This window comes from Micromonospora sp. 15K316 (assembly GCF_004348525.1).
Lineage (GTDB): Bacteria > Actinomycetota > Actinomycetes > Mycobacteriales > Micromonosporaceae > Micromonospora.
The window spans coordinates 1-25,391 of record NZ_SMKG01000076.1; the positions used below are offsets into that span (position 1 = coordinate 1).

Consider the following 25,391-nt stretch of genomic DNA (forward strand, 5'->3'; position numbering starts at 1 on the left):
CCCTCGGAGGCTGCCATGGCACCCCGTCCCACCCCCGCCGACAAGTTCTCCTTCGGGCTCTGGACCGTGGGCTGGCCGGCCCGGGACCCGTTCGGCGACGCCACCCGTCCCGAGCTGGACGCGGTCGAGGCGGTGCACCGGCTCGCCGAGCTCGGCGCGTACGGCATCACGTTCCACGACGACGACCTGATCCCGTTCGGCGCCGACGCCGCCACCCGCGACCAGCACATCGCCCGGTTCCGCAAGGCCCTCGACGAGACCGGCATGGTCGTCCCGATGGTCACCACCAACCTCTTCACCCACCCGGTCTTCAAGGACGGCGGCTTCACCAGCAACGACCGCGACGTCCGCCGTTACGCGCTGCGCAAGGTGCTGCGCAACGTCGACCTCGCCGCCGAGCTCGGCGCCAAGACCTTCGTGATGTGGGGCGGCCGCGAGGGCTCCGAGTACGACGTCGCCAAGGACGTCCGCGCCGCGCTGGAGCGCTACCGCGAGGCCGTCGACCTGCTCACCCAGTACGTCGTCGACCGCGGGTACGACCTGCGGTTCGCGCTCGAGCCGAAGCCGAACGAGCCGCGCGGTGACATCCTGCTGCCCACGGTCGGGCACGCGCTCGCCTTCATCTCCACCCTGGCCCACCCGGAGCTGGTCGGCCTCAACCCCGAGGTCGGCCACGAGCAGATGGCCGGGCTGAACTACGCCCACGGCATCGCCCAGGCGCTCTGGCAGGGCAAGCTCTTCCACCTCGACCTCAACGGTCAGCGCGGCATCAAGTACGACCAGGACCTGGTCTTCGGCCACGGTGACCTGATGAACGCGTTCGCCCTGGTCGACCTGCTGGAGAACGGCGGTCCCGGCGGCGGCCCCGCGTACGACGGCCCCCGGCACTTCGACTACAAGCCCTCCCGCACCGAGGACATCGCCGGGGTCTGGGCGTCGGCCGAGGCGAACATGGCGACCTACCTGCTGCTCAAGGAGCGGGCCGCCGCGTTCCGCGCCGACCCCGAGGTCGCCGAGGCGCTGGCCGCCAGCAAGGTCGCCGAGCTGGCCACGCCGACCCTGGGCGACGGGGAGACCTACGCCGAGCTGCTGAACGACCGCTCGGCGTTCGAGGAGTTCGACGTGGACGCCGCCGCCGCGCGTGGCTTCGGCTTCGTCCGGCTCAACCAGCTCGCCGTCGAGCACCTGCTCGGCGCGCGCTGAGGCGGTCGCCATGCCGCTCGTAGCGGGGGTGGACTCGTCCACCCAGTCGTGCAAGGTCGTGATCCGGGACGCGGAGAGTGGCGCGCTGGTCCGCCAGGGCCGCGCCCCGCATCCGGACGGCACCGAGGTCGACCCGGCCGCATGGTGGACGGCGCTGCGGGCGGCGGTCGCCGCCGCCGGTGGGCTGGACGACGTCGCGGCCGTCTCGGTCGGCGGCCAGCAGCACGGCATGGTCGCCCTGGACGAGGCCGGCCAGGTCGTCCGTCCGGCGCTGCTCTGGAACGACACCCGCTCGGCCGGCGCGGCCGACGACCTGGTCGGCGAGGCCGGCGGCGGGGAGACCGGCCGGCGGTTCTGGGCGGACGCGGTGGGCAGCGTGCCGGTGGCCAGCTTCACGGTCACCAAGCTGCGCTGGCTGGCCCGGCACGAGCCGGAGCAGGCGGCCCGGGTGGCCGCCGTCTGCCTGCCGCACGACTGGCTCACCTGGCGGCTGGCCGGGGCCCCCGGCCTCGCCGGCCTGCGCACCGATCGCGGCGACGCCAGTGGCACCGGCTACTGGTCGCCGGCCACCGGGACGTACCGGTTCGACCTGCTGGAGCGGGCCTTCGGTCGGCGCCTCCAGGTGCCGACGGTGCTCGGCCCGGCCGAGGTCGCGGGTGAGCTGCACCCGGGCGCGCTCGCCGCCGACGGCACCCCGGCCGGGCCGGCCGGCAGCGGTGTGCTGCTCGGGGCGGGCACCGGCGACAACGCGGCGGCGGCGCTCGGCGTGGGCGCCGGTCCCGGTGACGTGGTGGTCTCTATCGGCACCTCGGGCACCGTGTTCAGCGTCGCCTCCGGACCGTCCGCCGACCCCACCGGCATCGTGGCCGGCTTCGCCGACGCCACCGGCCGCTTCCTGCCGCTGGTCTGCACGCTCAACGCGGCACGGGTGCTGGACGCCGCCGCGTCGATGCTGCGGGTCGACCTCGACGAACTGGCCGACCTCGCGCTCGCCGCGCCGGCCGGGGCGGACGGGCTGGTGATGGTCCCTTACCTGGAGGGGGAGCGGACGCCGAACCGGCCCACCGCCACCGGCGCCGTGCACGGGCTGACCCTGCGCAACTCGACCCCGGCCCACCTCGCCCGGGCCGCCGTGGAGGGGATGCTCGCCGCGCTCGCCGACGGGCTCGACGCCCTCGTCGCCCAGGGCGCCGAGGTCCGCCGGGTGATCCTGGTCGGCGGCGGTGCCCGCTCGATCGCGGTACGACGGATCGCGCCGCAGGTCTTCGGCTGCCCCGTGGTCGTGCCGCCGCCCGGCGAGTACGTCGCCGACGGCGCCGCACGCCAGGCCGCGTGGGTCGCAGTGGGTGGCGACCGGCCGCCCGCGTGGCGTCTCGACGGCACCGAGGAGTACGCCGCCGAGCCGGTCCCCGCGATCCGGGAGCGGTACGCCGCCGCCCGGGACCACGTGATCGAGCGCTGACGAGGGCCGGGGCGGGCCACCCACGCCCGCCCCGGCCCCGGCCCGGCCGTAATGGGCTGTACGCGGGCCACACCCGTTGGCGATGATCCCTGCGTGCCTACCTCACCCCTGCCACCGACCGATCCGGCGGGCGCCCCGCCGCTGCCGGTGATGCAGTACGACGACGTCGACAGTCCGTGTGACGTGGTGGACTCCCTTCTGCTCGACGAGTTCGTGAGCGGCCGGCATCCCTGGGCCCGGACCGTGCGGCTCGCCAAGCTCCGGTCCGGGACGGAACTGCTGCCGCACCGGGCCCGCCTGATCCGCACGGCCATCGAGCGCAACAAGGTCGCGCGCCTCGCCGCCGGCGACGGGTGGACGTTGCGGGTGGTCAACTGGCGGGGTCGGGGTGCGGAGGTGACCGTCACCGCGGTCGACGCCGAGACCGGGGCGGGCGTGCTGGACGAGATCGTCAAGGACGGCGCCGAGCCGGTGGAGGCCGGCACCGTGTCGATCGGGTTCTGGCACCACAACCAGCGCCGGGGCGCGCAGCGGGACAGCCGCCGGATCAAGGCGCCGGCCTGGGCGGCCATCCGGCCGAACTATCCGGCCGCCGCGGGCGCTGCGTTGACGGACCTGATGGGGCTGACCACCGCGGACGTGTCGGGTCGGTTGCTGCTGCTGCACGGGCCGCCCGGCACCGGCAAGACCACGGCGTTGCGCGCGTTGGCCCAGCAGTGGCGGGCGTGGTGCCAGGTCGACTGCGTCCTCGACCCGGAGGAGCTGTTCGCGGATCCGGCGTACCTGTCGGAGGTCGCGGTCGGCGAGTCGGAGGACGAGGACGAGGCCGACGCCCCGGAGCGGCGGTGGCGGCTGCTGATCCTGGAGGACTGTGACGAGTTGATCCGGGGGGAGGCCTGGTAGACGGCCGGGCAGGCGTTGTCCCGACTGCTCAACCTGACCGACGGGCTGCTCGGTCAGGGCCGCAACGTACTGGTCGCGATCACCACCAACGAGGACCTGTCCCGGCTCCACCCGGCGGTCGTCCGGCCCGGCCGGTGCCTGGCCCGGATCGAGGTCGGGCCGCTGTCGTACGCCGAGGCGACGACCTGGCTGGGCGGCACCGGCGGTGTGCCGGCTGGCGGCGCGACCCTCGCCGAGTTGTACGCGCTCCGTGCCGGCGCTCCGGTCGTCTCCGATCCGGTGGTGACGATCGGCGGTTACCTGTGAACCCGCACCCACCACGGCGGGCCGTCACCCGCTCGTGACCTCGGGCTGCTTGGCTGCCACCCATGACCATGAGCCGGGCCGGGATGTCGCGTGCCTGGGGCGGCACGCCCCTGCACCGCGGTTACAGCGTCGTGGTCTTCGTGTTGCTCGCCTCGCTCGACAACGTGGCGATCGGGCTGGTCCCGCCGCTGTACGGCCCGATCGCCGACGGGTTCGAGGTGCCGGACCGGCTGCTCGGCCTGGTCACCGCGGCGACGTTCGTGGTGAGCGCGGCGGCGGCGGTCGGTTGGGCGTACGTCGGCGACCGGGCGAACCGCAAGCCGCTGCTCATGGCGGGCACGCTGATCTGGGCGGTGGGCACCGGGGGCAGTGCCCTCGCCGGGAACTACCTGACCTTCCTGGTCGCGCAGGTGGTCGCGGCGGTCGGCCTGGGCGCGGTCGGCTCCGTCGGGTTCTCCGTGGTCACGGACCTGATCTCGCCCCGCCGCCGCGGGCTGGTGATGAGCTTCTGGGGGCTGTCCCAGGGGGTCGGCACGTTGGCGGGGACGCTCGTGGCCGGCCTGCTCGGGAACGTGGACTGGCGCCGGCCGTTCCTGGTACTCGCCGTCGTCGGCCTGACGGCGGCGGTGTTGTACCTGTTCACGTACGACATCCGGCGCGGCCAGAGCGAGCCGGAGCTGGTCGACGCGCTCGCCGCGGGGGCGGACTACGACTACCGGATCAGCCGGGCTGACCTGCCGCGGATCCTCTCCCGGCGGACCAACCGGTGGCTCGTCCTGCAGGGGCTGACCGCGCAGGCCGCGTTCGGCTCCCTGGTCTGGCTGCCGGTGCTCTTCGCCCAGCGAGCGGAGGCCCAGGGTCTCTCGGCCGCCACCGCCGTGGTGGTGGGCAGCGTCTTCGCCACGTTGTTCCAGCTCGGCGGCGTCTTCTCGATCGTGGGCGGGTTGGTCGGCGATGCGGTGCAGCGCCGTACGCCTCGGGGGCGCGCTCTGGTCGCGGCGGTCGGTGTCCTCGCCGCGGTGCCGCTCTACCTGGTGCTGTTCTTCGTGCCGATGCGCATCGACGTGCCGGACGGCGCGAGCACCGGCGCGGTGGTCGCGGCGGTGCTGGCCAGCGTGGTCACCGAGCCGACGGTCGGGCTCAGCCTGCTCACCGCCCTCTTCGCGCTCGCCCTCACCTCGGCCAACTCACCGAACTGGTTCGCGCTCATCGCCGACGTCAACCCGCCGGAGCACCGGGGCACGGTCTACAGCCTCGGCAACCTGGTCAACGGTGTCGGCCGGGCGGCGGGCAACGGGCTGGTCGGCGCGTCCTTCCCGGTGTTGCAGGCGGCCTTTCCGCCGCCGTTGAATTACGCCGTCGGGCTCGCCGCGTTCCAGCTCTTCTTCGTGCCCACCGGCGTCATGTACTGGCTCGCCGCACGCACCTCACCGGCCGACATCGCGGCGGTGCGGGGGTTGTTGCACGACCGCGGCGAGGCGGTGCGCCGGCAGGCGGCGGGCTGATTTCCGCTTGACACCCGATCGTCCCGTCTCGCAGGATCGTTGCGCGCGGATCTCCGCGCGCCCCTCACCGAAGGAATGAAGTCCATGGTCACGGCGAGCCAGCGCGGCCGCCGGGTGCCCGGCGAAGCCTGACCGTTTCGGACGGTCGGCGTCGAGCATCACCCTTCACGAAGCGGCCCACATCCCGTCGCACCGGTACCTGCTGCCCTTCGAAGGTTGAAATGATCATGGATAGCATCGTCCAGCGTTCCGTCGTCGCCCAGCTCACCCGACGTCCCCAGGTCGTCGAGATCGGTCCGTTCGTTCTCGGGTGGGACCCGACGACGGAGAGCCCGCACATCAACTACGCCACGCCCCAGCCCGACGCCGCCATCACCGGCGCGGACGTCGAGGCGCTCGTCGCGGCGTTCCGCGACATCCGGCGGATTCCTCGCCTGGAGTACGTCACCGCCTGCGCGCCGGGCCTGGAGGCGCAACTGCGCGCCGCCGGGTTCACCGTGGAAGCCCGCCACGACTACCTCGTCTGCTCGCCCGGCGCGTTGGCCGTCCCGGCGGCACCGGACGGCGTGGAGCTCGCCGTGCCGGCAACGGACGGCGACCGCGCGGCGGTCGTCGCCGCCCAGAACGAGGCCTTCGGCGGTGAGGCGGTGGCGACCGCGGCGGACGTCGCCCGGATCCGACGGCTGCAGGAGATCGGGGCCCCGGTGCTGTCGGCGCGCACCGCCGAGGGCGAGTGCGTCGGGGGCGGGCAGGCGTCCGTGCTCGGTGCGGGGGTCAGCGAGGTCGGCGGCATCGCGGTGCGTGCCGCGTACCGCCGCCGGGGCATCGCGGGCGCGCTGACGGCGGCCATCACCGAGCGGGTCTTCGCCGCGGGCGGCGAGCACGCCTGGCTGGAGGCCTCCGGCCCGGACTCCTGGCGGGTGTACGAGCGCGTCGGCTACCGCCCGGTCGGCAAGCGGCTCTACCTCCGGCTCGGCTGACGCGGTGGGGTCTCCGGCCGCGGCCGGAGACCCCACCCCGGGTCAGGCCCGGAACCAGACCGTGACGTCGGTCGGTACCGCCCCGTCGTCGGTCAGCGGCTCGCTGCTGTGCAGCACCTCGGCGCCCGCCGGCAGGGGCACCGCCGCCTCGCCGAAGTTGGTGAGCACGGTGAGGCCGCCGTTGTCGAAGGTCAGCACGGCGTCGCCGGACTCCCGCCAGCGCAGCGTGCCGTGGCCCAACCCGTGCTCCCGGCGCAGCCGCAGCGCCGTCCGGTACATCTCGTACGTCGACCCGGGCACCTCCCGCTGCCGGTCCAGCGCGTACTCGGCCCAGATCGCCGGCTGCGGCAGCCAGCTCGCGTCGGTCGGCCCGAAGCCGTACGACGGCGCGTCAGCCTCCCACGGGATCGGCACCCGGCAGCCGTCCCGGCCACGCTGGGTGTGGCCGCTGCGCGCCCAGGTCGGGTCCTGGCGGGCCTCGTCGGGCATCGTGGTGTGCTCCGGCAGCCCCAGCTCCTCGCCCTGGTACAGGTAGGCCGAGCCGGGCAGGGCGAGCATCAGCAGGGTGGCCGCCCGGGCCCGGCGCAGGCCGAGCGCGGCGTCCGGCTGCGGGTCGCCGACGCCGATGCCGTTCGGCCGCGGCGTGCCGACGGGCAGGCCGAGCCGGGAGGCGTGCCGCACCACGTCGTGGTTGGAGAGCACCCAGGTGGTGGGCGCCCCCACCGAGTCGGTCGCCTCCAGCGAGCGGGTGATCACCGCGTACTGGGCGGGCGCCGTCCAGGCGGCGAGGAGGTACTCGAAGTTGAACGCCTGGTGCATCTCGTCCGGCCGCACGTAGCGGGCCAGCCGCTCGGCCGGCTCCACCCACGCCTCGGCGACGAGGATCCGCTCACCCGGGTAGCCGTCCAGCACCCGCCGCCAGTCGCGGTAGATCTCGTGCACCCCGTCCTGGTCCCACATCGGCGGACGGGGCCGGTCCTCCTCGTTCCCGGAGAGGATCTCCTGCGGCTCCTGCCAGTCGGCCAGGTCGGCCTGCTTGATGAGGCCGTGCGCCACGTCGACCCGGAAGCCGTCCACCCCCCGGTCGAGCCAGAACCGCAGGACGTCGAGGAACTCGGCGCGCACCTCGGGGGTGTCCCAGTTCAGGTCCGGCTGGCCGGTGTCGAACAGGTGCAGGTACCACTGGCCGGGCCGGCCGTCCGACTCGACGACGCGGGTCCACGCCGGACCGCCGAAGACGCTCTGCCAGTCGTTCGGCGGCTGCTCGCCGTCCGGACCCCGGCCGTCGCGGAAGACGTACCGGTGCCGTTCGGGGCTGCCGGGTGCGGCCGCGAGCGCGGCGGTGAACCAGGGGTGCGCCGAGGAGGTGTGGTTGGGCACCAGGTCGACGATCACCCGCAGGCCGCGCGAGTGCGCCTCGGCGATCAGCGTGTCGGCGTCCGGCAGCCGACCGAAGAGGGGGTCCACGTCGCGGTAGTCGGCCACGTCGTACCCCGCGTCCGCCTGCGGCGAGGGGTAGAACGGGGAGAGCCAGACCGCGTCGACCCCGAGCTCGACGAGGTGGTCGAGGCGGGCGGTGATGCCGGGCAGGTCCCCGATGCCGTCCCCGTCGGCGTCGGCGAAGGAGCGTGGGTAGATCTGGTAGATGACCGCTTCGGTCCACCAGCCGGTGATCGGGCCGCCGGACGGGTCTTCCGTGTTCACGTTGCTGTTCAGGGCCTTCTCCCGTGTGTCGTGCGTGTGCGGCGTGTGCCTCGGCGTCGCTGCCGGGCGGGTCCGTTCAGTGTGCCCGTGGTGGCGCGGTCGACTCACGCACCACCAGCCGGGTGGGCAGGATCACCGGCGGGTTCTGGGGGTCCGACGACCGGGCCGGACCGGAGGCGGTCAGTGGCCGGCCGTCGACAGCGCCGAGGGCGTGCCCGCCGAGGGGGTCGAGCAGGATGCGGGCGGCCAGCCGGCCCTGCTCGGCCGCAGGCTGGGCCACGGTGCTCAGGCCGAGCACACCGGAGAGGTCGTGGTCGTCGATCCCGATCACGCTGACGTCCTGCGGTACGCGCAGCCCTGCGTCGCGCAGCGCCGCCAGCGCGCCCATCGCCATCTCGTCGCAGGCGGCCACGATCGCGGTCGGCGGTTCGCCCCGGGCCAGCAGCTCGGCGGTGGCCCGGGTGCCGCCCGCGATGGTGAACTGCGACTCCACGTCCAGGCTCGGGTCGGGCCGCAGCCCGGCCGCCCGCAGTGCCGCCTGGAAGCCGCGTCGCCGCTCGGCGTGGGCGGTGAAGGCCAGCTCGTCGTGGGGGTAGCCGGAGATGTGCGCGATCCGGCGATGACCGAGGTCGAGCAGGTGCCGGGTCGCGGTCCGCGCCGTGTTCAGGTCGTCGATCCGTACGCAGGGCCACCCGGGTACCGGTGTGCCCGAGCTGATCGTCACGCCGGGCACGTCCAGCGCGGTGAGCGCGCTGACGTCGGCGGGGAAGAGCGGGGTGGCGACCAGCATGATGGCGTCCGCGCGTTTGTGCAGGTTCGCCGTCCGCAGCACCCGCTGCCGGGACTGCTCACGGCCGCCGAGGTTGTAGAGCAGCAGGTCGTAGCCGGACTCGTGGAGGAACTTCTCGACCGCCTCCACGACGGTGGCGAAGAACCAGCGGGTGATCTGCGGGACCACCACGGCGATCGTCCCGGTCCGGCCGCCGGCCAGACGGGAGGCGCTCGGCGAGACGGCGTACTGCAGCTTCTCGGCGGCGGCGAGAACCCGGTGGCGGGTCGCGGGCGAGACCGTCGGTAGCCCGCGCAGGGCCCGCGAGACGGTCGCCGTGGAGACCCCGGCCAACCGGGCGACATCATCGATCGTGGTCACGGTTCCCCCAGCTCCGTGGCCGCGTCCGCCGCCGCCCGCCCAGCGGCGGACGGCGGCGGACGGCGTGCCTCAGCCCTTCACGCTGCCGGCGAGGAGTCCTCGCACGAAGTAGCGCTGCAGGGACAGGAACACCACCAGCGGTACGACGATCGACACGAACGCGCCGGCGGTGAGTCGCTGCCACTCGTTGCCGCGGGTACCGGCCATCTCGGCCAGCCGTACGGTGAGCGGAGCGGTCTCGTTTCCGCCCCCGGCGAAGATGAGCGCGACCAGCAGGTCGTTCCAGACCCAGAGGAACTGGAAGATGCCGAACGCGGCCAGCGCCGGGGTGATCAGCGGCAGCACGATGGTGCGGAAGATCTTCGGGTGGCTGGCCCCGTCGACCCGGGCCGCCTCCATCAGGTCGCCGGGCAGCTGCGAGATGAAGTTGTGCAGCAGGAAGACGGCGAACGGAAGGGCGAAGCAGGTGTGCGCGAACCACACCTGGGCGAACTTCTGCTCGTCGACCAGGTCCCAGGCCGGCAGCACCTGGACGCTGGCGACGGTGACGCCGGTGGAGAAGAACTTCAGCAGCGGCACCAGGGCCATCTGCAGCGGCACGATCTGCAACGCGAAGATCGCGATGTAGAGCCAGTCCCGCCCCCGGAAGTTGATCCAGGCCAGCGCGTACGCGGCCAGGGCCGCGAAGGCGAGCGGGAAGAGCACCGACGGGATGGTGATCGCCAGCGAGTTGATGAAGTAACTGGCGAGCTGCCCGGACGAGGACGAGCGTCCGAACAGGACCTCCTGGTAGTTCTCCAGGGTGAACTGCGGGTTGGTGAAGAACGTCCACCAGCCGGTGGTCTTGATCTGGTCCTCCGGCCGGAACGAGGAGATGAAGAGGCCGAAGGTCGGAACGGTCCAGACGAGCGCGATGACGATCGACACCAGGGTGGCCGTACGGCTGTTCAGCCGCTTGCGGACCCGCCCGGCGACGGTCCTCGGCCCGTCGGTCTGCTGGGTACCGGCGGCGATCGTGGGCGTGGCGGTGGTCATCTCAGCCCTTCCGCTGCTGACGGAGGTTGCGGATCTGGTAGATCACGATCGGGATCACCAGGACGAAGAGGAGGACCGCGAGCGCGGAGCCCTGCCCGTTCTCGCCGTAGCGGAACGCCTGGTTGTACATCTCGTTCGCGATGACGCTGGTGTCGTAGTTGCCGTTCGTCGAGGTCCGGACGATGTCGAAGACCTTGAGCGTGCCGATCGACAGGGTCACCACCACGACGATCAGCGCGGGGCGGATGCTCGGCATGGTGATCTGCCAGAACATCTGCCACGGGCTGACCCCGTCGAGCCGGGCCGCCTCGACGATGTCGGCGGGGATGGCCTTGATGGCGGCGGAGAGCACCACCATGGCGAAGCCGGCCTGGATCCAGATCATGATGACGATCAGCAGCAGCGTGTTCAGCGGTGATTCGAGCAACCACTGCTTGGGTTCGCCGCCGAGGCTGACCACGATCTGGTTGAGCAGACCGATCTGCTCCTGCTCGTCGCCCCGGTACGCGTAGACGAACTTCCAGATGATGCTGGCGCCGACGAAGGAGATGGCCATCGGCAGGAAGATCAGTGATTTGGCGACCGCCTCGAAGCGGGCCTTGTCCACCAGCACGGCGTAGATCAGGCCGAACGCGGTGGCGACGAGCGGTACGAGGAGCACCCAGACCAGACTGTTGATCAGGACCCGGACGATCGTGCCCTCGGAGAAGATCCAGCCGTAGTTGCGCAACCCCACCCAGCTGGTGCTGTTCCCGTTCATGAAGGAGAGCAGCGTGGTGCGGATGGCCGGAACCACCAGCCCGACGGTGAGCAGCAGCAGTGTCGGCAGCAGGAAGAAGAGGGCGAAGAAACCCTCCCGCTGCTTCGGCCTGCGGGGGAGCGGGGCGCCGCTGGCGGAGACGGCGACGAGCCGCGCCTCCCGCCGGCGGGCGAACCAGGCCGGCACCACGTCGAGAAGCAGGAGCAGACCGCCCACCACCGCGACGAAAGCGATCAGCCCGTACATCAGCATGAGGAACTTCGGCTGTTCCTCCGCGAAGTCGAACTCCATCGACCCTCCCAGGTCCTTGTTGGCCGGTGGGCCGGCCCGCGTCACGCGAGCCGGCCCACCGGTTCAGATCACTTCCAGCTGCTCTCGATGCCCTGGAGCACCGACGCGGTGTCCTTACCGTTGATCCAGTCGACCATGCCCTTCCAGAACGTCCCCGCGCCGACCGCGGCCGGCATCAGGTCGGAACCGTCGAAGCGGAAGACGGTGCTCTGGTCCTGCAGGATCTGGACGGAGAGCTTGTCCACCGGGTTGGGGACGTTGGCCAGGTCCAGCTTCTTGTTCGCCGACACCCAGTCGCCGATCTTGGCGCGGCTGTTGGCGTACTCGCCGGAGGCCAGGTAGGTCTGGACGGCCTGCACCTCGGGCCGGTCGGCGAAGGCCGCGACGAACTCGCCGCCGCCGAGGACCGGCTTGCCCTTGGCCGGGTCGATGGCCGGGAAGTAGAACGCGAAGACGTCGCCGTCCTCGGCCACCTTGGTGCCCTCGGGCCACTGGTTGGCGTAGAAGGACGCCTGGCGGTGCAGCGCGCACTTACCGGTGGTGATCGGCAGGCCGGCCTCGCCGAAGGCGGTGGTGGCGATGCTCTTCACGTTGCCGAAGCCGCCGTTGACGTACTTCTCGTTCTTCAGGATGGTGCCGGCCCGGTCGACCGCCTCGGCGACCTTCGGGTCGTTGAACGGGATGCCGTGGGTGGTCCACTGGTCGTAGACCTCGGGGGTCTGCGTCCGCAGCATCAGGTCCTCGATCCAGTCCGTGGCCGGCCAGCCGGTGGCCTCACCGGACTCGATGCCGGCGCACCACGGCTTCATGCCGCTGGCCGCGATCGTGTCGCTGAGCTTGATCAGGTCGTCCCACGTGGTCGGCGGGGTCCAGCCCTTCTCCTTGAACATCTTGGGGGAGTACCAGACGAAGGACTTCACGTTCGAGCCGAGCGGGGCGCCGTAGAACTGGCCGTTCACGGTGCTGTACTTCAGCCAGTCGGGCGAGTAGTTCTGCTCGGCCATCGCCTTGGTGTCGGCGCTGGCCGGCTTCAGCTTGCCCGAGTCGACGAACCGCTTGAGCAGACCCGGCTGCGGGATGAAGGCCAGGTCGGGGGCGTTGCCGCCGTCGACCCGCACGGGGAGCTGGGCCTCGAACTCGGGGCTGCCCTCGTGGTCGATCTCGATCCCGGTGCAGTCCTCGAACGTCTTCCAGGACTCGTCGAGGCGGTCGGCCTCGAGGTCGCGGATCGACGAGTAGATGGTCACCTTCTTGCCGTCGTGGCCCTTGTACTTGTCGTACGCGGCGCACTCGGCGGAGTCCGCGTTGCTGCTTCCCTTGTCGTTGCCGGTGCCGCAGGCGCTGGCGCTGAGCGCCAGGCCCAGTACGCCGGCGATCACGAAGGCCTGGCGTGGTCTGGCAAAGACCGCCATGCCGTCCTCCTTTCTTGCCGGCGCGGTCACGTGTACCGGCGCCGGTCCGATGGGCGTCCCAACATGTAAGCGCTTGCATGGCGTGCGGTCCACCCCCTGTCAGACACGACCGAGTAACGATCCGGAAACCTTCCGAACGCTTATGGGCACGCTCCCATGGCTGAATTCCGCCCTCTTTCGATCGCTGTCGATATCTGTCAGGCTGTATGTGTTCCATTGAAGGATTTCGACATAGGAGGAGCTGGATGCGTAAGCGGTGGTTCAGCCTGGTAGCGGCCGGTCTGTTGGTCGCGGGCACCCTGGTGCCGGCGACCCCGGCGATGGCCGCCCCGACCTTCAAGGTGCCCTTCCCGTGCGGTCAGGTCTGGTCCGGCCAGACGCGCACCAACCACAGCCCGGCGAACGCGGTCGACTTCAACCGCACCGACGATCTGGGTGACCCGGTGGTCGCCAGCGCGCCCGGAACCGTCGACCGGGTGACCGACCTCGGCGGCACGAGCTACGGGAAGTACGTCCGGATCAGCCACCCGGGCGGCTACCACACGTACTACGCCCACCTGAACGGCTTCAACGTCTCCGTCGGCCAGGCGGTCGGCTACGGGAGGGTGATCGGCTGGGTCGGCAGCACCGGCGGCTCGACCGGCCCGCACCTGCACTACGAGCAGCGCCTCAACGGCGGCGACATCCAGGTCCGGTTCAACGGCACGCTCGCCCTCTACTGGGGGACGAGGAACTACACCAGCGACAACGGGTGCTCGTCCGGCGGCACCGCCACCGGCACGGTCAACACCAGCGGGACCCCGCTGACCGTCCGCTCGGGGCCCGGCACCGGCTACTCCGCGGTCGGCACGGTGGCGGACGGCGCCCAGGTGACCATCCACTGCCAGACCACGGGCACCACCGTCACCGGCACCTACGGCACCAGCTCCATCTGGGACCGGATCGGCTCCGGCCGGTTCATCTCCGACGCGTACGTCTACACCGGGCACGACGGGTTCATCCCGGGCGTGCCCCGATGCTGACCTGACCGGCGGGCACGGCCGAACCGGCCGGGCCCGCCGGCCGTCGGCGCGGAGACCGTGACGACGGCCCGGGACGATCAGGGATTCGGGCGACGGCGCCGACCCGGCACACCGGCCGGTCGGCCGGCGCGATCAGCGCGGAGCAGCGACCGGGTCCGGATGCTACGGCGCCGGGGCCGCCGTGGCGGGTGCTCCTGTCGGGAGGACGGAGAACCGGCCACGACGACCCCGGCGGGTCCAGTGGTGGTGAGGTGGGGTGGCGTCAATTGAAGATGCTGACGCCGCCCGGGCCGACGAGCAGCCCGACGATGATGAGGACGATGCCCCACAGGATCTGCCGGCGGAACAGCGCCAGGATGCCGGCAACGACCAGTACGACCGCGAGAATCCAGAGAATCAGCTCCATGGCGGATCAGGTACCCGAGGCGGTCAAACGCGAAACCTCGCCTTGATCAAGGTCGTCGCCCAGGTGGAAGACGCTGTACGCCTGCTTGATCACCGGGTGCGCGACGTTGCGGACGCGGACCCCGCCCGGCGTGGTGCCGCGCTCGCTGCCGGCGTGCGCGTGCCCGTGCAGGGCGAGCGCGGTCGGCGCCGAGTCGATCGCCTGGCCGAGCTGGTACGCGCCGAGGAACGGGTAGATCTCCAGCGGCTCGCCGGCGAGCGTGTCCGGCACCGGCGCGTAGTGGGTGAGCGCCACCAGCAGGTCACAGTCGAGGCTGTGCAGCGCGTCGGCCAGCCGGTCCGCGCTCTCCGTGGTGGTCCGGACGAACGCCTTCATCTCCGGCTCGCCGAAGTCACTGGCGCAGCGGCCGGCGAAGCCGCCCCCGAAGCCCTTCACCCCGGCCACTCCGAGCCGGCCGCCGGCGCAGTCGAGCACCACGCCGTTGCCCTCGAGCACGGTGATGCCCGCGTCCTCCAGCACCTTGACCACCTGCGGCACCTGGTCGCACTGATGGTCGTGGTTGCCCAGCACGGTGATCACCGGCACCCCCAGCCCGCCGAACTCGCGGGCCACGCAACGCGCCTCCGCCTCGGTGCCGTGCCGGGTCAGGTCGCCGGCGAGCAGCAGCGCGTCGGCGCAGTCGGGCAGCTCCTCCAGGGCCGGCCGGAACCGGCCCACCACGTCCTCGTCGAGGTGCACGTCACCGACGGCAGCGATCCTTATCACCGTGGAACCTCCTCAGGGCAGTTGCTCGATCTGCGTCGGCGCCTCGGTTCGGACCACCCCGATCTCGCTGGTGACCGGCAGGTCCGGGAAGCGCTCCGCGACCCGGCGGAGGATCTCCTCGCGCCGGTGGGAGCTCTCCACCTCGCCGTAGAGCACGAGGCCGGTCTCCCGGCGGACGACGGTGATGCCCTGCTCGGCGACGGACGGGTCCTCGGCCAGCAGCCGGTGGATCTCCGCCTCCAGGTACTCGTCCGGCGGCCCGAGGCCGGTGTCACGGTGCTGGGTCACGATGTCCCCTCCTCTGCCGGGGTGCCGGAGTACGGCACCACCTCCAGCCGGTCCAGCAGCACCAGGAACGCCTCGGCGTACGGCGAGTGCTGCGTCTCCTTCCGTACCCGATCCCAGTCGATCTGCTCCCGCAGCGAGCGGGCCAGTGGCAGGCCTCTGGCGAAGTCGCAGTAGTGCTGGGAGAAGCTGAGCAGCTTGTGCACCATCAGCTGGGTGGCGGAGAGCACCGGCATGTGGATGGCGTCGACGGGCCGGACCACGGTGTCCGCGAACGTCTCCTCGGTCACCGGCGTCTCGATCGGCCGGTGGATGAGGTCCACCATCCGCTCGTCGTCGTAGACCTTCACCAGCCAGTCCTCCGGCGGGTACTCGGCGGTGAAGCCCGCCTCCACGAGCGCCGTCATGGCCGGCTCGACGTCGACCTCGCGGATCAGGAAGTCGACGTCGTGGTCGCTGGAGTGACCTCCGTGCGCGTACACGGCGAAGCTGCCGCCGAGGGCGAAGGGGATCTCGGACTGCTTGAGCACGGCGGCGACCTTCTTGAGGGTGTGCAGAAGACTCTCGTCCCCGCGCTCTGCCATCTGGCTCTCCCGTCGGTCGTAACAGGCGGTTGATTCCGACTTCGATACCCGGCATTCGGGTCACCCACACCTGCCCCGGTGGCGGGACGGTGCGAAACGGGAGTAACCCGCATATAACGCCGCAGCGGAGAGCGGCGGTCCGATAGCCTGTGCAAGGTGGTCAGATCACTGCGGGCGCGACGGCGCCGAGGCCGGTTGCGCAGCGTCGCCCTGATCGGCATCGACGGATCGGGCAAGACCACCCAGGCGCACCGGCTCGCCGACGCGCTCGTCGCGGCGGGGCGGCCCGCCACCTACCATCGCAACGCCGGCGGCCGGCGCTGGTTGGGTCGGATCGCCCAGCGGCTGGGTCGCCCGGACGCGCAGCGGCTGGTCGGCCGGGACGGGCTGCTCGCGGTGGAGTCCGTGCTGCGCTGGCTCGCCATCGCCCTCGCCCTGGTCAGCTGCCTGGTCACCGGCCGCACGGCGGTGATGGACCGCTACTCCGCCTGCCAGTACGCGAGCATCCGGGCGCACGGCGGGCACCGGTGGGAGCGGCTGGCCCGGGTCGGCTACCGGGTCTTCCCGCAGCCGCAGGTGACCTTCCTGCTCTCCCTCGACCCGGCGGAGGCGTACCGGCGGATCGAGCGTCGCGGCACCGACCACGAGACGCTGGGCTGGCTCGCCGCCGCCGACACCGCGTACCGGACCCTGCCGGAGTACCCGACGTTCATCCTGGTGGACGCGGGACGGCCGGCCGACGAGGTGTCCCGGCAGATCCGCCACCACCTCGCGGACTGGTTCGGCGCCGACGAGGCCGCCGCGCCATCGCCCCGCCCGCCCGGCGGTCGGGAGATCCACCCGGAGTCACTGAGATCGGCGTGACCCACCGGGGACACGGTGGCCCCACAGCCCGGCCCCGGCCCCGGCCGCAGCCGGCGACCGGCTCAGGTGCGGCCGTGGACCGGCCTCCGGCCGGGGGCCCGACTCAGGCGCGGCCGTAGACGGGCACTGCCGCGCCGCTCGTCGGCGCGGACTCGTCGGAGGCGAGAAACCGGATCACCGTGGCGATCTCGGCCGGGGCGACCCAGCGCGAGTGGTCGGCGTCCGGCTGGGCGGCCCGGTTGGCGGGCGTGTCGATGACGCTCGGCAGCACGGTGTTGCACCGCACCCCGAAGCGCCGGTACTCGACGGCCACCGCGTTGGCGAAGGCGAGGACCGCCGCCTTGGCGGTCGCGTAGCCGGCCGCGCCGGAGAACGGGCTGAGCGCGGCGCGGGCGGAGACGCAGACCACGGCCCCACCGCCGGCCGCCACCAGGTGCGGCAGCGCCTCCCGGGTGACCAGGTGGGTGGGGCGCAGGTTGACGGTGATCATCCGTTCGAACTCCTCGACCGGCGTCTCGTGCACGAGCCCGCCGCCGGCGTACCCGCCGACCAGGTTGACCACCGCGCGCAGCGGCGCGTCCGGGTCGTCGGCGGCCGCCCGCACGGCCCGGGCCACGTCGTCCGGGTCGCTCAGGTCCGCGACCAGCCGGTGCACGCCGTCACCCGCCGGCTCCACGGTGGGGTGAGCGCGGCGCACCGGTGCGACCACCCGCCAGCCGGCCTCGGCGAACGCGGCGGTGACCGCCGAGCCCAGCCCGCCTGCTCCGCCGGTGACGAGCACACTCTGTCCTGCCATGCGGCCACGCTAGCGCCGCCGAGAACGGCGCGTCGCGCGGGTGCCGGCGACGCCGGGTCGTCCGATCCCGGACTGCCGGACCGGACGCCGTGCGACGCCGTACGGTTGGAGCGGACCGGATGGCCGTGTCGCCGTCCGCGTCGCGGGACGGCGGTCCCGGCCCGGCGGCTGACGCGCCGGCCCGCCGATGGTGGCACGCTGTCCCGGATGGTGGACCACGGTCGGCGGTACGTCCCTCAACACGCGGAGCCATGGTTGACGCTCACGCCTCGTGAAAGTAAGTTTCATCCGTGGCGAAGAGTCCGAAGATTTCTGCGAGTCACGAGCCCGGTGGGCTGATCGTCCACATCAGTGGCTTGCTTCCGTCGCTGTCGCCGGCCGAACAGCGGGTCGCCCGACTGGTCGTGGCCGATCCGGCCGACGCCGCGCGCCGGACCATCACGGACCTCGCCACCGCAGCCGAAACCTCCGAGGCGACGGTCATCCGGTTCTGCCGCTCCGTCGGCATGGACGGCTATCCGCAGCTGCGCATCCGGCTCGCCGCCGAGGCCGCCCGCCGGATCGAGCCGCCCGACGCCCGGGTGGTCGGCGGCGACATCCCGCCCGGCGCCGATCTGGCCCAGATCATCGCGACGATCGCCTTCAACGACGCGCGCGCGGTCGAGGAGACCGCTGAGCAGCTCGACCCGGCCGTCTGCGAGCGGGTGGTCGACGCGATCGCGGGCGCCGGCCGGATCGACGTCTACGGCGCCGGCGCCAGCGGCTTCGTGGCCTCCGACTTCCAGCAGAAGCTGCACCGGATCGGCCGCACCGCGTTCTACTTCCCCGACGTGCACACCGCGCTGACCTCGGCCGCGTTGCTGGGCCGGGGCGACGTGGCCCTCGGCATCTCGCACACCGGCACCACCTCCGACGTCATCGAGGTGCTGGAGCAGGCCCGCGCCCGGGGCGCCGCCACCGTCGCGCTGACGAACTTCCCCCGCTCGCCGATCACCGAGGTCGCCGACTACGTGCTCACCACGGCGGCGCGGGAGACCACCTACCGGTCCGGGGCGATGGCGAGCCGGCTGGCCCAGCTCACCGTGGTCGACTGCCTCTTCGTCGGGGTGGCCGCCCGCAACCGGGCCCGCGCCAAGAAGGCCCTCGAAGTGACCGCCGAGGCCGTCCAGTCCCACCGGGTGGGCGGCGGACGGAGGCGGGCGTGACCACCGGCGCCGTGGAGCCGGATGAGGTGTCGTCGCCCGCCCCGGACACCCGTCCGGTCGTCCGGGTGGGCGCGCCCACCGAGCGCCGCAACCCGCTCAGCGCCGACCTGGACCTGATGTCCACCCGGGACGTGCTCGCGGTGATCAACGAGGCGGATCGGGTGGTGCCGGCCGCCGTCGCCGAGGTGCTCGACGAGATCGCCGCCGCGGTCGACCTGGCCGTCACGGCGCTGCGTGGCGGGCGGCGGGTGCACTACTTCGGCGCCGGCACCTCGGGCCGCCTCGGTGTGCTGGACGCCGCCGAGCTCGCCCCCACCTTCAACTCGCCCCGGGACTGGGTTTGCGCCCACCTCGCCGGCGGGCCGGAGGCCGTGTGGCGGGCCGTGGAGAACGCCGAGGACGACGACCGGGGCGGGGCGGCCGAAGCCGCCGACTGCGTACGCGCCGGTGACCTGGTGGTCGGTCTGGCCGCCAGCGGCCGCACCCCGTACGTCCTCGGGGCGCTCGCCGCGTCCCGCGCCAAGGGCGCCTCGACGGTGCTGCTCTGCGCCAATCCGGAGGCGGAGGCCGCCCGGTCGGTGGACGTCTTCATCGGGGTGGATACCGGACCGGAGGTGGTGACCGGGTCGACCCGGATGAAGGCGGGCACCGCGCAGAAGCTGGTGCTGAACGCGTTCTCCACAGCCGTCATGGTTCGGCTGGGCCGGGTCTACTCGAACCTCATGATCGATATGGTGGCCACCAACGCCAAGCTCCGTGGCCGGATGATCTCGATCCTGATCGAGGCCACCGGCTGCTCGGAGGAGGTCTCCCGGCGGGCCCTCAACGAGGCCGACGGTGACCTGAAGACCGCCCTGGTCTCCCTGGTCTCCGGCGTCGGGGTGCCGGCTGCCCGGGCCGCCCTCGCCCGCGCCGAGGACCAGGTGCGCGGGGCGCTCACCCTGCTCGCCTCCTGAACCGGCACGAAGGGTAGCCACCTCCTCACCCTGAGCACGGAGCGCGGCGGGGGCGATCCGAGCCGGACGTCACCGCTTCGGGGGTCGTTCGAGCCGGTCGGTCACCAGCGCGACGAGCGGGCATAGAAACCGGCTCCGGATTGTTCACAGAGGCGCGGGGTAATACCAACTCCGTGGATGAACCGCCCCGCCCATCGGTGCGTATTCGGCAGTGACCAGGATCGCACCCCTGGTGGTGACCCGGGTCGCTGTCCCCCTCGTGTTCGCAATGCTGCCATATCAGGGGCGACGGTGAGCGGTCGTGCCACAGCCCGTACGTGGTGCCCAAGGCGAGCCACCCGGCGGGGTGCTGACAGCAAACGTGGACCGCGCTTTCAGCTACTACTCAGGCATTCGTGACAGTTTCGACTCACGACATGGAATCCCCGACACGTCTCAACTGTTGTGTAGGTGTCACCACCGACGGGCACAGCGGAAGTCGCGGGGGAGGGCTGATGGACGTGGGGATGGCAAGGAACCGGGCAACCGGCGCGAGCGAGGGGACCGTGGGCAACGTGGACAAGAACATCGGCATGCGAACCGACGAGGTCGCCGAGGAGCGTGACCTGGTCGGCGTCTACCTGCACGAGATCTCCCGGACGCCGCTGCTGGACGCCGCCAAGGAGGTCGATCTCTCCAAGGCGATCGAGGCCGGCCTCTACGCCGAGCACCTGCTCGACGAGGACCGCGTCCCGGACGGCGTCGCCCGTGACGACCTGGAGCGGCTGGTCGTCGAGGGGGAGCGGGCGAAGGACCTCTTCATCCGCGCGAACCTCCGGCTGGTCGTGTCGATCGCCCGACGTTACGTGCGCTCGGGGATGCCCATGCTGGATCTGATCCAGGAGGGCAACACCGGCCTGGTCCGGGCGGTCGAGAAGTTCGACTACGAGCGGGGCTACAAGTTCTCCACCTACGCCACCTGGTGGATCCGTCAGGCGATCAGCCGGGCGATCGCCCAGCAGGAGCGCACGGTCCGGCTGCCGGTGCACCTGGTGGAGGACGTCAACCGGATGCGCAACGTGGCCCGTCAGCTCACCCGCGAGCTGGGCAGCGACCCGGAGCCGGAGCAGATCGCGGCGGCCCTCGGCGTGACCGTCGAGCGGGTCAACGAGCTGGTGCGCTGGTCGCAGGACACCGTGTCGCTGGACACGCCGGTCGGCGACGACGGCGACACCAACCTCGGTGACCTGGTGGCCGACAGTGACGCCCCGTCGCCGGAGGACATCGTCCTGACCGGGCTGGAGCGGCAGCGGATCGAGGGCCTGCTCAATCACCTCGACGACCGCTCGGCCGGCATCATGCGGGCCCGCTACGGGCTGGAGGACGGCCGCGAGCACTCGCTCACCGAGGTCGCCTCGCGGTTCTCGCTCTCGCGGGAGCGGATCCGGCAGCTGGAGATCCAGGCCCTCGGCCGGCTTCGTGAGCTGGCCCGGGCGGAGGGGCTCCAGGCGGCCTGAGGCATCGACGAAGACGGCGAGCGGCCGGCGTCCGATAGGGGGACGCCGGCCGTTCGCCGTTCGGGTGGGATCAGCGCACCCGGCCGTACCCCTGGATCGGCATCATGTTCATGCCTCGCTTGAGCACGTTGCGGCCGGCGCTCGGCGCGTCGATCACCTGGCCGTCGCCGACGTACAGGGCGACGTGCCCGAGCCCGCGGTAGAAGACCAAGTCACCCGGGCGCAGCTCGCCCCGGCCGATGTGCGCCACCGCGCCCCACTGCATCCGGGCGTTGTGCGGTAGCGACTTCCCGGCCGCCCGCCAGGCCGCCGAGGTCAGGCCCGAGCAGTCGTAGCCGTCGGGGCCGGAGCCACCCCAGGCGTACGGCTTCCCGATCGCGCCGTAGGCGTACCGGACGGCGACTCCCGCCTGCCCGGAGACGGCGGGTGCCTGGCGGTCCGGGGCGGGCTTCGCGGTGGGTGCCTCGGTCGCCCGGCCGTACGCCGCGCGGCGCAGGTCGTAGAGGCGGTCGAGGTCCCGCTCGATGCGGGACTTGGTGGTGGCCAACGCCCGCGCCTGGGCGTCCTGCCGGGAGAGCACCTTGTTCAGCCGGGTCTTCTCGTCGACCAGTTGACGCTGGCTCTCGGTGAACCCGGAGATCCGCGCCTGGCGTTGCCGGGTCAGGTGCTCGATCGTGCCGAGGCGGTCGAGCATGGCCGCCGAGCCGCCGGGACGCAGCAGCGCGTCCGCGGTCTGCAGGGCGCCGGTCTTGTACGCCGTCGCGGCGATCTCCGCGACGTCGGCCCGGCTCTGCTCGGTCTGCTGTTCCAGCGGGCCGATGCGGGCCTGTAATCGGTCCACAGCGGCCTTGTTGGTCTTGATGTCCTCACGGAGCTTGTTGTACGACTCGACGACCCGCTCCAGTTCCGTCGAGGAGCGCTCGATCTGGCGGTTGAGGTCGGCGGGCGAGGGCTCTGCCCGGGCCGCCGTGGCCGGTGCGACCAGCGCGGCCGAGAGGCCGGTGACCGCCAGTGTGCGCAGCAGTCTTCTCAGGGATGACAAGAGCGGAAGGCTCCTCTCCCACGGCCACCGGCGGGTGCTGACGCCCCCGGTGGCACCGGGCCGGGGCCCTCCGGATGGTGGGCACTGGGCCGGGCCGGCTCGCTCAACCTAACCCGGGACGGGAGTGATCCGCAGTGGAAGTCGGGACGTCTGTTGGCAAAGTGGTAGCAAGTGCCACCTGCGGCAGGTGACCCACTGTGATCATTAACGAGGCGGTCGCGCCTGGGGCGCGCCGGGGTTGTGGCATTTGCCCAGACAATGAACTTCGTCGTTCTGGACGTATGCCGCCGGATTGTGGCGCCCCATAACCGATAAAGACGGAAATGGATTCCCATTCCTGGCCATGTACCGCTCCGGCCTACCGACGCGGTCCGGCAAAACCCGATCTGAGCTGGCAGGACGGCAACACAATGAAGCCGTAGCCGGGATTCCCGTCGATCGGCATTGATGAGCGGAGCCGGGACGGGTCGACCCGATGGACGCCCCGGGAGGAAGCCGTGAATCCTGAAGGCGCGACCACACGAGCACCGGGATCACCGAGGGTGACCGGCGCCCGGAACACTCTGCTCTACGCCCGCCCCGGCATCGTCGTGACGATCGACAGGTTCACCGTCGGCCGTAACACCTACCGGGTCGCCCACCTCACCCACCTGCGCAGCACCCGCGGGCCGCACGACCGGATCGCCGTACGGGCGGTGGCGACCAGCGGGGCGATGATCGGCGGAGTCGGCCTGCTGCTCGGCTTCACGGGCGGGCTGCAACGGCTCACCGCCGGCGCGTACCTCATTTTCGGCGCGGTGCTGCTGGTGCCGGCGCTGCTGGCGCTGGCCGGTGACCGCTGGCGGCCCCCGGCGTACGAGCTGTGGGGGGTGTACCGGGGCGAGGAGGTGCTGCTGTTCAGCGCCGACGACGAGCGGCAGTTCGGTCAGGTCACCCGGGCCCTGCTGCGGGCCCGGGAGATGAACCGGTACGGCGGGTGGAACGAGCCGCTCGCCTCGGCCGACCCGTGGCGGCCTCGCCGCTGAGCCGGGGCGACCCGCCGGCTCAGCCGGCGATCGGCTCCGGCGTCCGCTCGGCCGGGCGGTCGAGCCAGGCGGTCGCCCGGCGCTCGGCGTAGAAGGAGACGAAGGGCACCGTGCCGGCCAGCATCACGCCGAGCATCCGCTTCAGCGGCCAGTCCGCGCGGCGGGACAGGTCGAACGCGGCCACCAGATAGATCATGTAGAGGAAGCCGTGCGCCGGGCCGACCGTCTCGACGACGACCGGGCTGTCGAAGAGGTACTTCAGCGGCATACCGATCACGACCAGCACGATCAGCACCACGCCCACGATCCAGGCGATCACGCGGTACCGGGTAAGGGCTCCGCCCACCTCTGTCCGTCCTTCCGAACCCGGCTCAGCCGGGATAGTCACCGGGCCGAGCGCCCGGGTTGGCGTTCAACCATGACAGGTAGCGGTTGTACGCGGCCAGGTCGGCGTCGTCCTCCCCGCCCTGCGCGACCGCCGGAACGCGGGTCACCCGGACGGGCCGGCGTACCACCGGTCGCGTCGCCGGAGCCGCCTCCCCGACGGCGGACTCGCCGTCGACGACCGGCTCGGCGCGCCGCTGCGGCTCGTCACCGCGCAGCGTGTGTCGCGCCTCACGCCACCAGACGAAGACCACGAACCCCGCGAAGATCGGCCACTCGAAGGCGTACGCCCAGCTGAGCGTGTTGCCACCGGCGGCCCGGCTGATCTGCCACCAGCCCAGCGCGAGGAACGCGACGACGAGTACGACCGAGGCCACGTGGCGTGCGATCCACGCCGGGGTCCAGAGCCGCTTCATGCGTCGAGGGTACCGGCACACCCGGCGCTCTCCGACGAGGTGTCGTAGTTGTCATGGCTCCGGGACGTTTGGTGCCACCCGGTCTGGGCAAACGTCTAGACGCCAGCCCAGACGAGACCCAGGGGGCCAGATGAGACAGGAAGGCTACCCGCCCGGCGGTGGAGCCAGCCCGGAGGAGCGGGTCATCGAGTGGAGCGGCGACCACCTCGCCGACCCCACCACACTCGGCCCCGGCCTCGACGGCGAGCTCGGTGTCGACCCCGCGGAGCTGACCGACGAGGACCTGTTCCGCGAGATCCACAGCCTGCACCGGACCCGGCTCGACACGCTGCGGCACGCGGCGGACTCGGCCCTCGCCCACCACCTGCGGCGGACCGCCGAGCTGGAGACCGAGTACCTGGCCCGGTACCCGAGCCGGGAGATCGACCCGAGCCGGCTGCGGGACGAGTGATGGCGCACGCCGAGCGTGGCATGTCCGCGCCGCCCGAGGTCGTCTTCAACACCGCGACGGACCCGGACCGGGCCGCCGCCTGGTTGCCCCCGTTCCTGCGTACCGACAGCACCCCGACGCCGGAGATCCGCGGCGAGGAGCTGTGTGCCCGGTGGCGGACCTCGTCACCGGGCGAGCTGACGGCGGAGATCCGGGTGGACCCGGAGGACTCCGGTGGCGCGCGGATCCGGTTCGACCTCTCCGGCGGATCCGGCGGGCAGGACGCCGACCGGCTGGCCGCCGAGGCGCTGGACAGCCTGGCCCGCGAGGTGGCCGACAACCTCCAGGCGGGCTGACCCGCGGACCACCCCGCCGGTCGTCAGGGCCGGAACCGCCGGCGAGCCGTCGGCGGAGCGCAGCAGGCGAGATCGAGGAGGCCGGGTGACCCCCTACGGCTTGAGGAAGAAGGCGACGCGGCTGCGCCAGGCGTACGCGCCGCACGAGCACCGCCCGCTGGGCGGCTACCTGGCGGCGATGGGCGCGTACGCCGGGGTGACCGGGGCGATCGCGGGTCTGGTCCGGGCGACCGGCCGACCGGTGCCCGAACGTCCCGCACCGGCCGACGTGGTGCTGCTCAGCATCGCCACCCACAAACTGAGCCGGTTGCTGTCGAAGGACGCGATCACCAGCCCGCTGCGCGCCCCGTTCACCCGCTACGACCGGCCCATCGGCAGCGGCGAGGTGATGGAGCAGGTCCGCGACTCGGGCAGCTCCACCCGGCACGCGATCGGGGAGCTGCTCAGCTGCCCGTTCTGCCTCGCGGTCTGGGTCGCCACCGGACTCACCGGCGGCCTGGTGCTCTTGCCGCGGCTCACCCGCCTGGTGGCCACGGCGCTGACCGCGGTCGCCGCGTCCGATTTCCTCCAGATGGGGTACGCGGTCGCGCAGCAGGCCGCCGAGGCCGGCGGGCGACACGAGGATTAGCCGACGACGAGGGGCCGGCG

Annotated in this window: 27 protein-coding genes and 1 pseudogene; 15 read left to right on the forward strand and 13 right to left on the reverse strand. The window is 72.2% G+C overall.

The window, feature by feature from the left end; all coding sequences use genetic code 11:
* Nucleotides 1–15: 15 nt before the first annotated feature.
* The 6 genes from xylA (at nt 16) to E1211_RS16520 (ending at nt 6,359) form a co-directional block, all read left to right on the forward strand.
* Nucleotides 16–1,203 carry a xylose isomerase gene (xylA, locus tag E1211_RS16500; RefSeq protein WP_132349891.1) on the forward strand — a complete coding sequence of 396 codons (1,188 nt, stop codon included), beginning with the start codon at nt 16–18 and terminating at the stop codon, nt 1,201–1,203.
* A 10-nt stretch (nt 1,204–1,213) separates the two neighbouring features.
* Nucleotides 1,214–2,665, forward strand: a complete 1,452-nt coding sequence (gene xylB, locus E1211_RS16505) for a xylulokinase (protein ID WP_132349892.1) — start codon at nt 1,214–1,216, stop codon at nt 2,663–2,665.
* 93 nt (nt 2,666–2,758) lie between these two features.
* The gene (locus tag E1211_RS16510) at nt 2,759–3,568 is read left to right on the forward strand and encodes a DUF5925 domain-containing protein (RefSeq protein WP_243709555.1); all 810 of its coding nucleotides are present in this window, start codon (nt 2,759–2,761) and stop codon (nt 3,566–3,568) included.
* 15 nt (nt 3,569–3,583) lie between these two features.
* Nucleotides 3,584–3,874 (forward strand): hypothetical protein, encoded by a 291-nt coding sequence (locus tag E1211_RS33440; RefSeq protein ID WP_243709556.1) that lies wholly within the window; start codon nt 3,584–3,586, stop codon nt 3,872–3,874.
* Nucleotides 3,875–3,936: 62 nt separating this feature from the next.
* Nucleotides 3,937–5,379, forward strand: a complete 1,443-nt coding sequence (locus E1211_RS16515; protein WP_132349893.1) for an MFS transporter — start codon at nt 3,937–3,939, stop codon at nt 5,377–5,379.
* 227 nt (nt 5,380–5,606) lie between these two features.
* On the forward strand, nt 5,607–6,359 hold the full coding sequence (locus tag E1211_RS16520; protein ID WP_132349894.1) for a GNAT family N-acetyltransferase: 753 nt from the start codon (nt 5,607–5,609) through the stop codon (nt 6,357–6,359).
* Between the two features lie 42 nt (nt 6,360–6,401).
* Here E1211_RS16520 and E1211_RS16525 read toward each other — a convergent pair whose 3' ends face one another.
* The 5 genes from E1211_RS16525 to E1211_RS16545 all read right to left on the reverse strand — a co-directional run bounded on the left by E1211_RS16525 (nt 6,402) and on the right by E1211_RS16545 (nt 12,711).
* Nucleotides 6,402–8,063, reverse strand: coding sequence for an alpha-amylase family glycosyl hydrolase (locus tag E1211_RS16525; RefSeq protein WP_132349895.1), 1,662 nt, complete (start codon nt 8,061–8,063; stop codon nt 6,402–6,404).
* Between the two features lie 76 nt (nt 8,064–8,139).
* The gene (locus E1211_RS16530; RefSeq protein WP_132349896.1) at nt 8,140–9,213 is read right to left on the reverse strand and encodes a LacI family DNA-binding transcriptional regulator; all 1,074 of its coding nucleotides are present in this window, start codon (nt 9,211–9,213) and stop codon (nt 8,140–8,142) included.
* Nucleotides 9,214–9,282: 69 nt separating this feature from the next.
* Nucleotides 9,283–10,248 (reverse strand): carbohydrate ABC transporter permease, encoded by a 966-nt coding sequence (locus tag E1211_RS16535; protein WP_132349897.1) that lies wholly within the window; start codon nt 10,246–10,248, stop codon nt 9,283–9,285.
* Nucleotide 10,249: 1 nt separating this feature from the next.
* Complete coding sequence (locus tag E1211_RS16540; RefSeq protein WP_132349898.1) at nt 10,250–11,299, reverse strand: carbohydrate ABC transporter permease; 1,050 nt, start codon at nt 11,297–11,299, stop codon at nt 10,250–10,252.
* 68 nt (nt 11,300–11,367) lie between these two features.
* Nucleotides 11,368–12,711 (reverse strand): ABC transporter substrate-binding protein, encoded by a 1,344-nt coding sequence (locus E1211_RS16545; protein WP_132349899.1) that lies wholly within the window; start codon nt 12,709–12,711, stop codon nt 11,368–11,370.
* A 245-nt stretch (nt 12,712–12,956) separates the two neighbouring features.
* Between E1211_RS16545 and E1211_RS16550 the strand changes: the two genes are divergently transcribed.
* Nucleotides 12,957–13,733, forward strand: coding sequence for a M23 family metallopeptidase (locus E1211_RS16550; protein ID WP_132349900.1), 777 nt, complete (start codon nt 12,957–12,959; stop codon nt 13,731–13,733).
* Between the two features lie 262 nt (nt 13,734–13,995).
* Here the strand turns inward: E1211_RS16550 and E1211_RS32570 are convergent, their stop codons facing one another.
* The 4 genes and pseudogenes from E1211_RS32570 to E1211_RS16565 form a co-directional block, all read right to left on the reverse strand.
* Nucleotides 13,996–14,139, reverse strand: coding sequence for a GPGG-motif small membrane protein (locus E1211_RS32570; protein ID WP_165435832.1), 144 nt, complete (start codon nt 14,137–14,139; stop codon nt 13,996–13,998).
* A 6-nt stretch (nt 14,140–14,145) separates the two neighbouring features.
* Nucleotides 14,146–14,904, reverse strand: coding sequence for a metallophosphoesterase (locus E1211_RS16555; RefSeq protein ID WP_132349901.1), 759 nt, complete (start codon nt 14,902–14,904; stop codon nt 14,146–14,148).
* A 12-nt stretch (nt 14,905–14,916) separates the two neighbouring features.
* Nucleotides 14,917–15,192 (reverse strand): hypothetical protein, encoded by a 276-nt coding sequence (locus E1211_RS16560; protein WP_132349902.1) that lies wholly within the window; start codon nt 15,190–15,192, stop codon nt 14,917–14,919.
* Nucleotides 15,189–15,776, reverse strand: a pseudogene (locus E1211_RS16565) (nucleotidyltransferase); the annotation flags it as partial. The pseudogene E1211_RS16565 and the gene E1211_RS16560, both read right to left, overlap by 4 nt.
* 153 nt (nt 15,777–15,929) lie before the next feature.
* On the opposite strand from E1211_RS16565, the gene E1211_RS16570 reads away from it, so the two are divergent.
* On the forward strand, nt 15,930–16,637 hold the full coding sequence (locus E1211_RS16570; RefSeq protein WP_132349904.1) for a thymidylate kinase: 708 nt from the start codon (nt 15,930–15,932) through the stop codon (nt 16,635–16,637).
* A 103-nt stretch (nt 16,638–16,740) separates the two neighbouring features.
* On the opposite strand, the gene E1211_RS16575 is transcribed toward E1211_RS16570, so the two are convergent.
* On the reverse strand, nt 16,741–17,433 hold the full coding sequence (locus E1211_RS16575) for an SDR family NAD(P)-dependent oxidoreductase (protein WP_132349905.1): 693 nt from the start codon (nt 17,431–17,433) through the stop codon (nt 16,741–16,743).
* Nucleotides 17,434–17,723: 290 nt separating this feature from the next.
* On the opposite strand from E1211_RS16575, the gene E1211_RS16580 reads away from it, so the two are divergent.
* From E1211_RS16580 to E1211_RS16590, 3 genes are all read left to right on the forward strand, one after another.
* A complete protein-coding gene (locus E1211_RS16580) occupies nt 17,724–18,638 on the forward strand; it encodes a MurR/RpiR family transcriptional regulator (RefSeq protein WP_132349906.1) in 915 nt (304 codons plus the stop codon).
* Nucleotides 18,635–19,594 carry an N-acetylmuramic acid 6-phosphate etherase gene (gene murQ / locus E1211_RS16585; protein ID WP_132349907.1) on the forward strand — a complete coding sequence of 320 codons (960 nt, stop codon included), beginning with the start codon at nt 18,635–18,637 and terminating at the stop codon, nt 19,592–19,594. The genes E1211_RS16580 and murQ overlap by 4 nt, the downstream gene beginning before the upstream one ends.
* A 506-nt stretch (nt 19,595–20,100) precedes the next feature.
* Complete coding sequence (locus E1211_RS16590) at nt 20,101–21,090, forward strand: RNA polymerase sigma factor RpoD/SigA (RefSeq protein WP_207915392.1); 990 nt, start codon at nt 20,101–20,103, stop codon at nt 21,088–21,090.
* A gap of 70 nt (nt 21,091–21,160) precedes the next feature.
* On the opposite strand, the gene E1211_RS16595 is transcribed toward E1211_RS16590, so the two are convergent.
* The gene (locus tag E1211_RS16595; RefSeq protein ID WP_132349909.1) at nt 21,161–22,132 is read right to left on the reverse strand and encodes an NlpC/P60 family protein; all 972 of its coding nucleotides are present in this window, start codon (nt 22,130–22,132) and stop codon (nt 21,161–21,163) included.
* A 542-nt stretch (nt 22,133–22,674) separates the two neighbouring features.
* Between E1211_RS16595 and E1211_RS16600 the strand changes: the two genes are divergently transcribed.
* Nucleotides 22,675–23,157 carry a DUF6232 family protein gene (locus E1211_RS16600; RefSeq protein WP_132349910.1) on the forward strand — a complete coding sequence of 161 codons (483 nt, stop codon included), beginning with the start codon at nt 22,675–22,677 and terminating at the stop codon, nt 23,155–23,157.
* A 19-nt stretch (nt 23,158–23,176) separates the two neighbouring features.
* Here the strand turns inward: E1211_RS16600 and E1211_RS16605 are convergent, their stop codons facing one another.
* Both E1211_RS16605 and E1211_RS16610 read right to left on the reverse strand, forming a co-directional pair.
* Nucleotides 23,177–23,503 (reverse strand): DUF3817 domain-containing protein, encoded by a 327-nt coding sequence (locus E1211_RS16605; RefSeq protein ID WP_132349911.1) that lies wholly within the window; start codon nt 23,501–23,503, stop codon nt 23,177–23,179.
* 25 nt (nt 23,504–23,528) lie between these two features.
* Nucleotides 23,529–23,957, reverse strand: a complete 429-nt coding sequence (locus tag E1211_RS16610) for a hypothetical protein (RefSeq protein WP_132349912.1) — start codon at nt 23,955–23,957, stop codon at nt 23,529–23,531.
* 130 nt (nt 23,958–24,087) lie between these two features.
* Here E1211_RS16610 and E1211_RS16615 point away from each other — a divergent pair, with 130 nt between their 5' ends.
* The 3 genes from E1211_RS16615 (at nt 24,088) to E1211_RS16625 (ending at nt 25,371) form a co-directional block, all read left to right on the forward strand.
* Nucleotides 24,088–24,408: a DUF6158 family protein gene (locus E1211_RS16615; protein ID WP_132349913.1), complete on the forward strand. Its 321-nt coding sequence runs from the start codon at nt 24,088–24,090 to the stop codon at nt 24,406–24,408.
* Nucleotides 24,408–24,743: a hypothetical protein gene (locus E1211_RS16620; protein WP_132349914.1), complete on the forward strand. Its 336-nt coding sequence runs from the start codon at nt 24,408–24,410 to the stop codon at nt 24,741–24,743. Before E1211_RS16615 ends, E1211_RS16620 begins: the two co-directional genes overlap by 1 nt.
* A gap of 85 nt (nt 24,744–24,828) precedes the next feature.
* Entirely contained in the window at nt 24,829–25,371 is a 543-nt protein-coding gene (locus E1211_RS16625; protein WP_132349915.1) for a DUF1360 domain-containing protein, read from the forward strand.
* Nucleotides 25,372–25,391 lie beyond the last annotated feature (20 nt).

What these genes read in the sequence shown, in the direction of transcription:
- xylA (WP_132349891.1), top strand. Translation starts at nt 16, where the DNA reads ATGGCACCCCGTCCCACCCCCGCCGACAAGTTCTCCTTCGGGCTCTGG.
- xylB (WP_132349892.1), top strand. Translation starts at nt 1,214, where the DNA reads ATGCCGCTCGTAGCGGGGGTGGACTCGTCCACCCAGTCGTGCAAGGTC.
- E1211_RS16515 (WP_132349893.1), top strand. Translation starts at nt 3,937, where the DNA reads ATGACCATGAGCCGGGCCGGGATGTCGCGTGCCTGGGGCGGCACGCCC.
- E1211_RS16520 (WP_132349894.1), top strand. Translation starts at nt 5,607, where the DNA reads ATGGATAGCATCGTCCAGCGTTCCGTCGTCGCCCAGCTCACCCGACGT.
- E1211_RS16535 (WP_132349897.1), bottom strand. Translation starts at nt 10,248, where the DNA reads ATGACCACCGCCACGCCCACGATCGCCGCCGGTACCCAGCAGACCGAC.
- E1211_RS16540 (WP_132349898.1), bottom strand. Translation starts at nt 11,299, where the DNA reads ATGGAGTTCGACTTCGCGGAGGAACAGCCGAAGTTCCTCATGCTGATG.
- E1211_RS16545 (WP_132349899.1), bottom strand. Translation starts at nt 12,711, where the DNA reads ATGGCGGTCTTTGCCAGACCACGCCAGGCCTTCGTGATCGCCGGCGTA.
- E1211_RS16550 (WP_132349900.1), top strand. Translation starts at nt 12,957, where the DNA reads ATGCGTAAGCGGTGGTTCAGCCTGGTAGCGGCCGGTCTGTTGGTCGCG.
- E1211_RS32570 (WP_165435832.1), bottom strand. Translation starts at nt 14,139, where the DNA reads ATGGAGCTGATTCTCTGGATTCTCGCGGTCGTACTGGTCGTTGCCGGC.
- E1211_RS16575 (WP_132349905.1), bottom strand. Translation starts at nt 17,433, where the DNA reads ATGGCAGGACAGAGTGTGCTCGTCACCGGCGGAGCAGGCGGGCTGGGC.
- E1211_RS16590 (WP_207915392.1), top strand. Translation starts at nt 20,101, where the DNA reads ATGGCAAGGAACCGGGCAACCGGCGCGAGCGAGGGGACCGTGGGCAAC.
- E1211_RS16610 (WP_132349912.1), bottom strand. Translation starts at nt 23,957, where the DNA reads ATGAAGCGGCTCTGGACCCCGGCGTGGATCGCACGCCACGTGGCCTCG.
- E1211_RS16615 (WP_132349913.1), top strand. Translation starts at nt 24,088, where the DNA reads ATGAGACAGGAAGGCTACCCGCCCGGCGGTGGAGCCAGCCCGGAGGAG.
- E1211_RS16620 (WP_132349914.1), top strand. Translation starts at nt 24,408, where the DNA reads ATGGCGCACGCCGAGCGTGGCATGTCCGCGCCGCCCGAGGTCGTCTTC.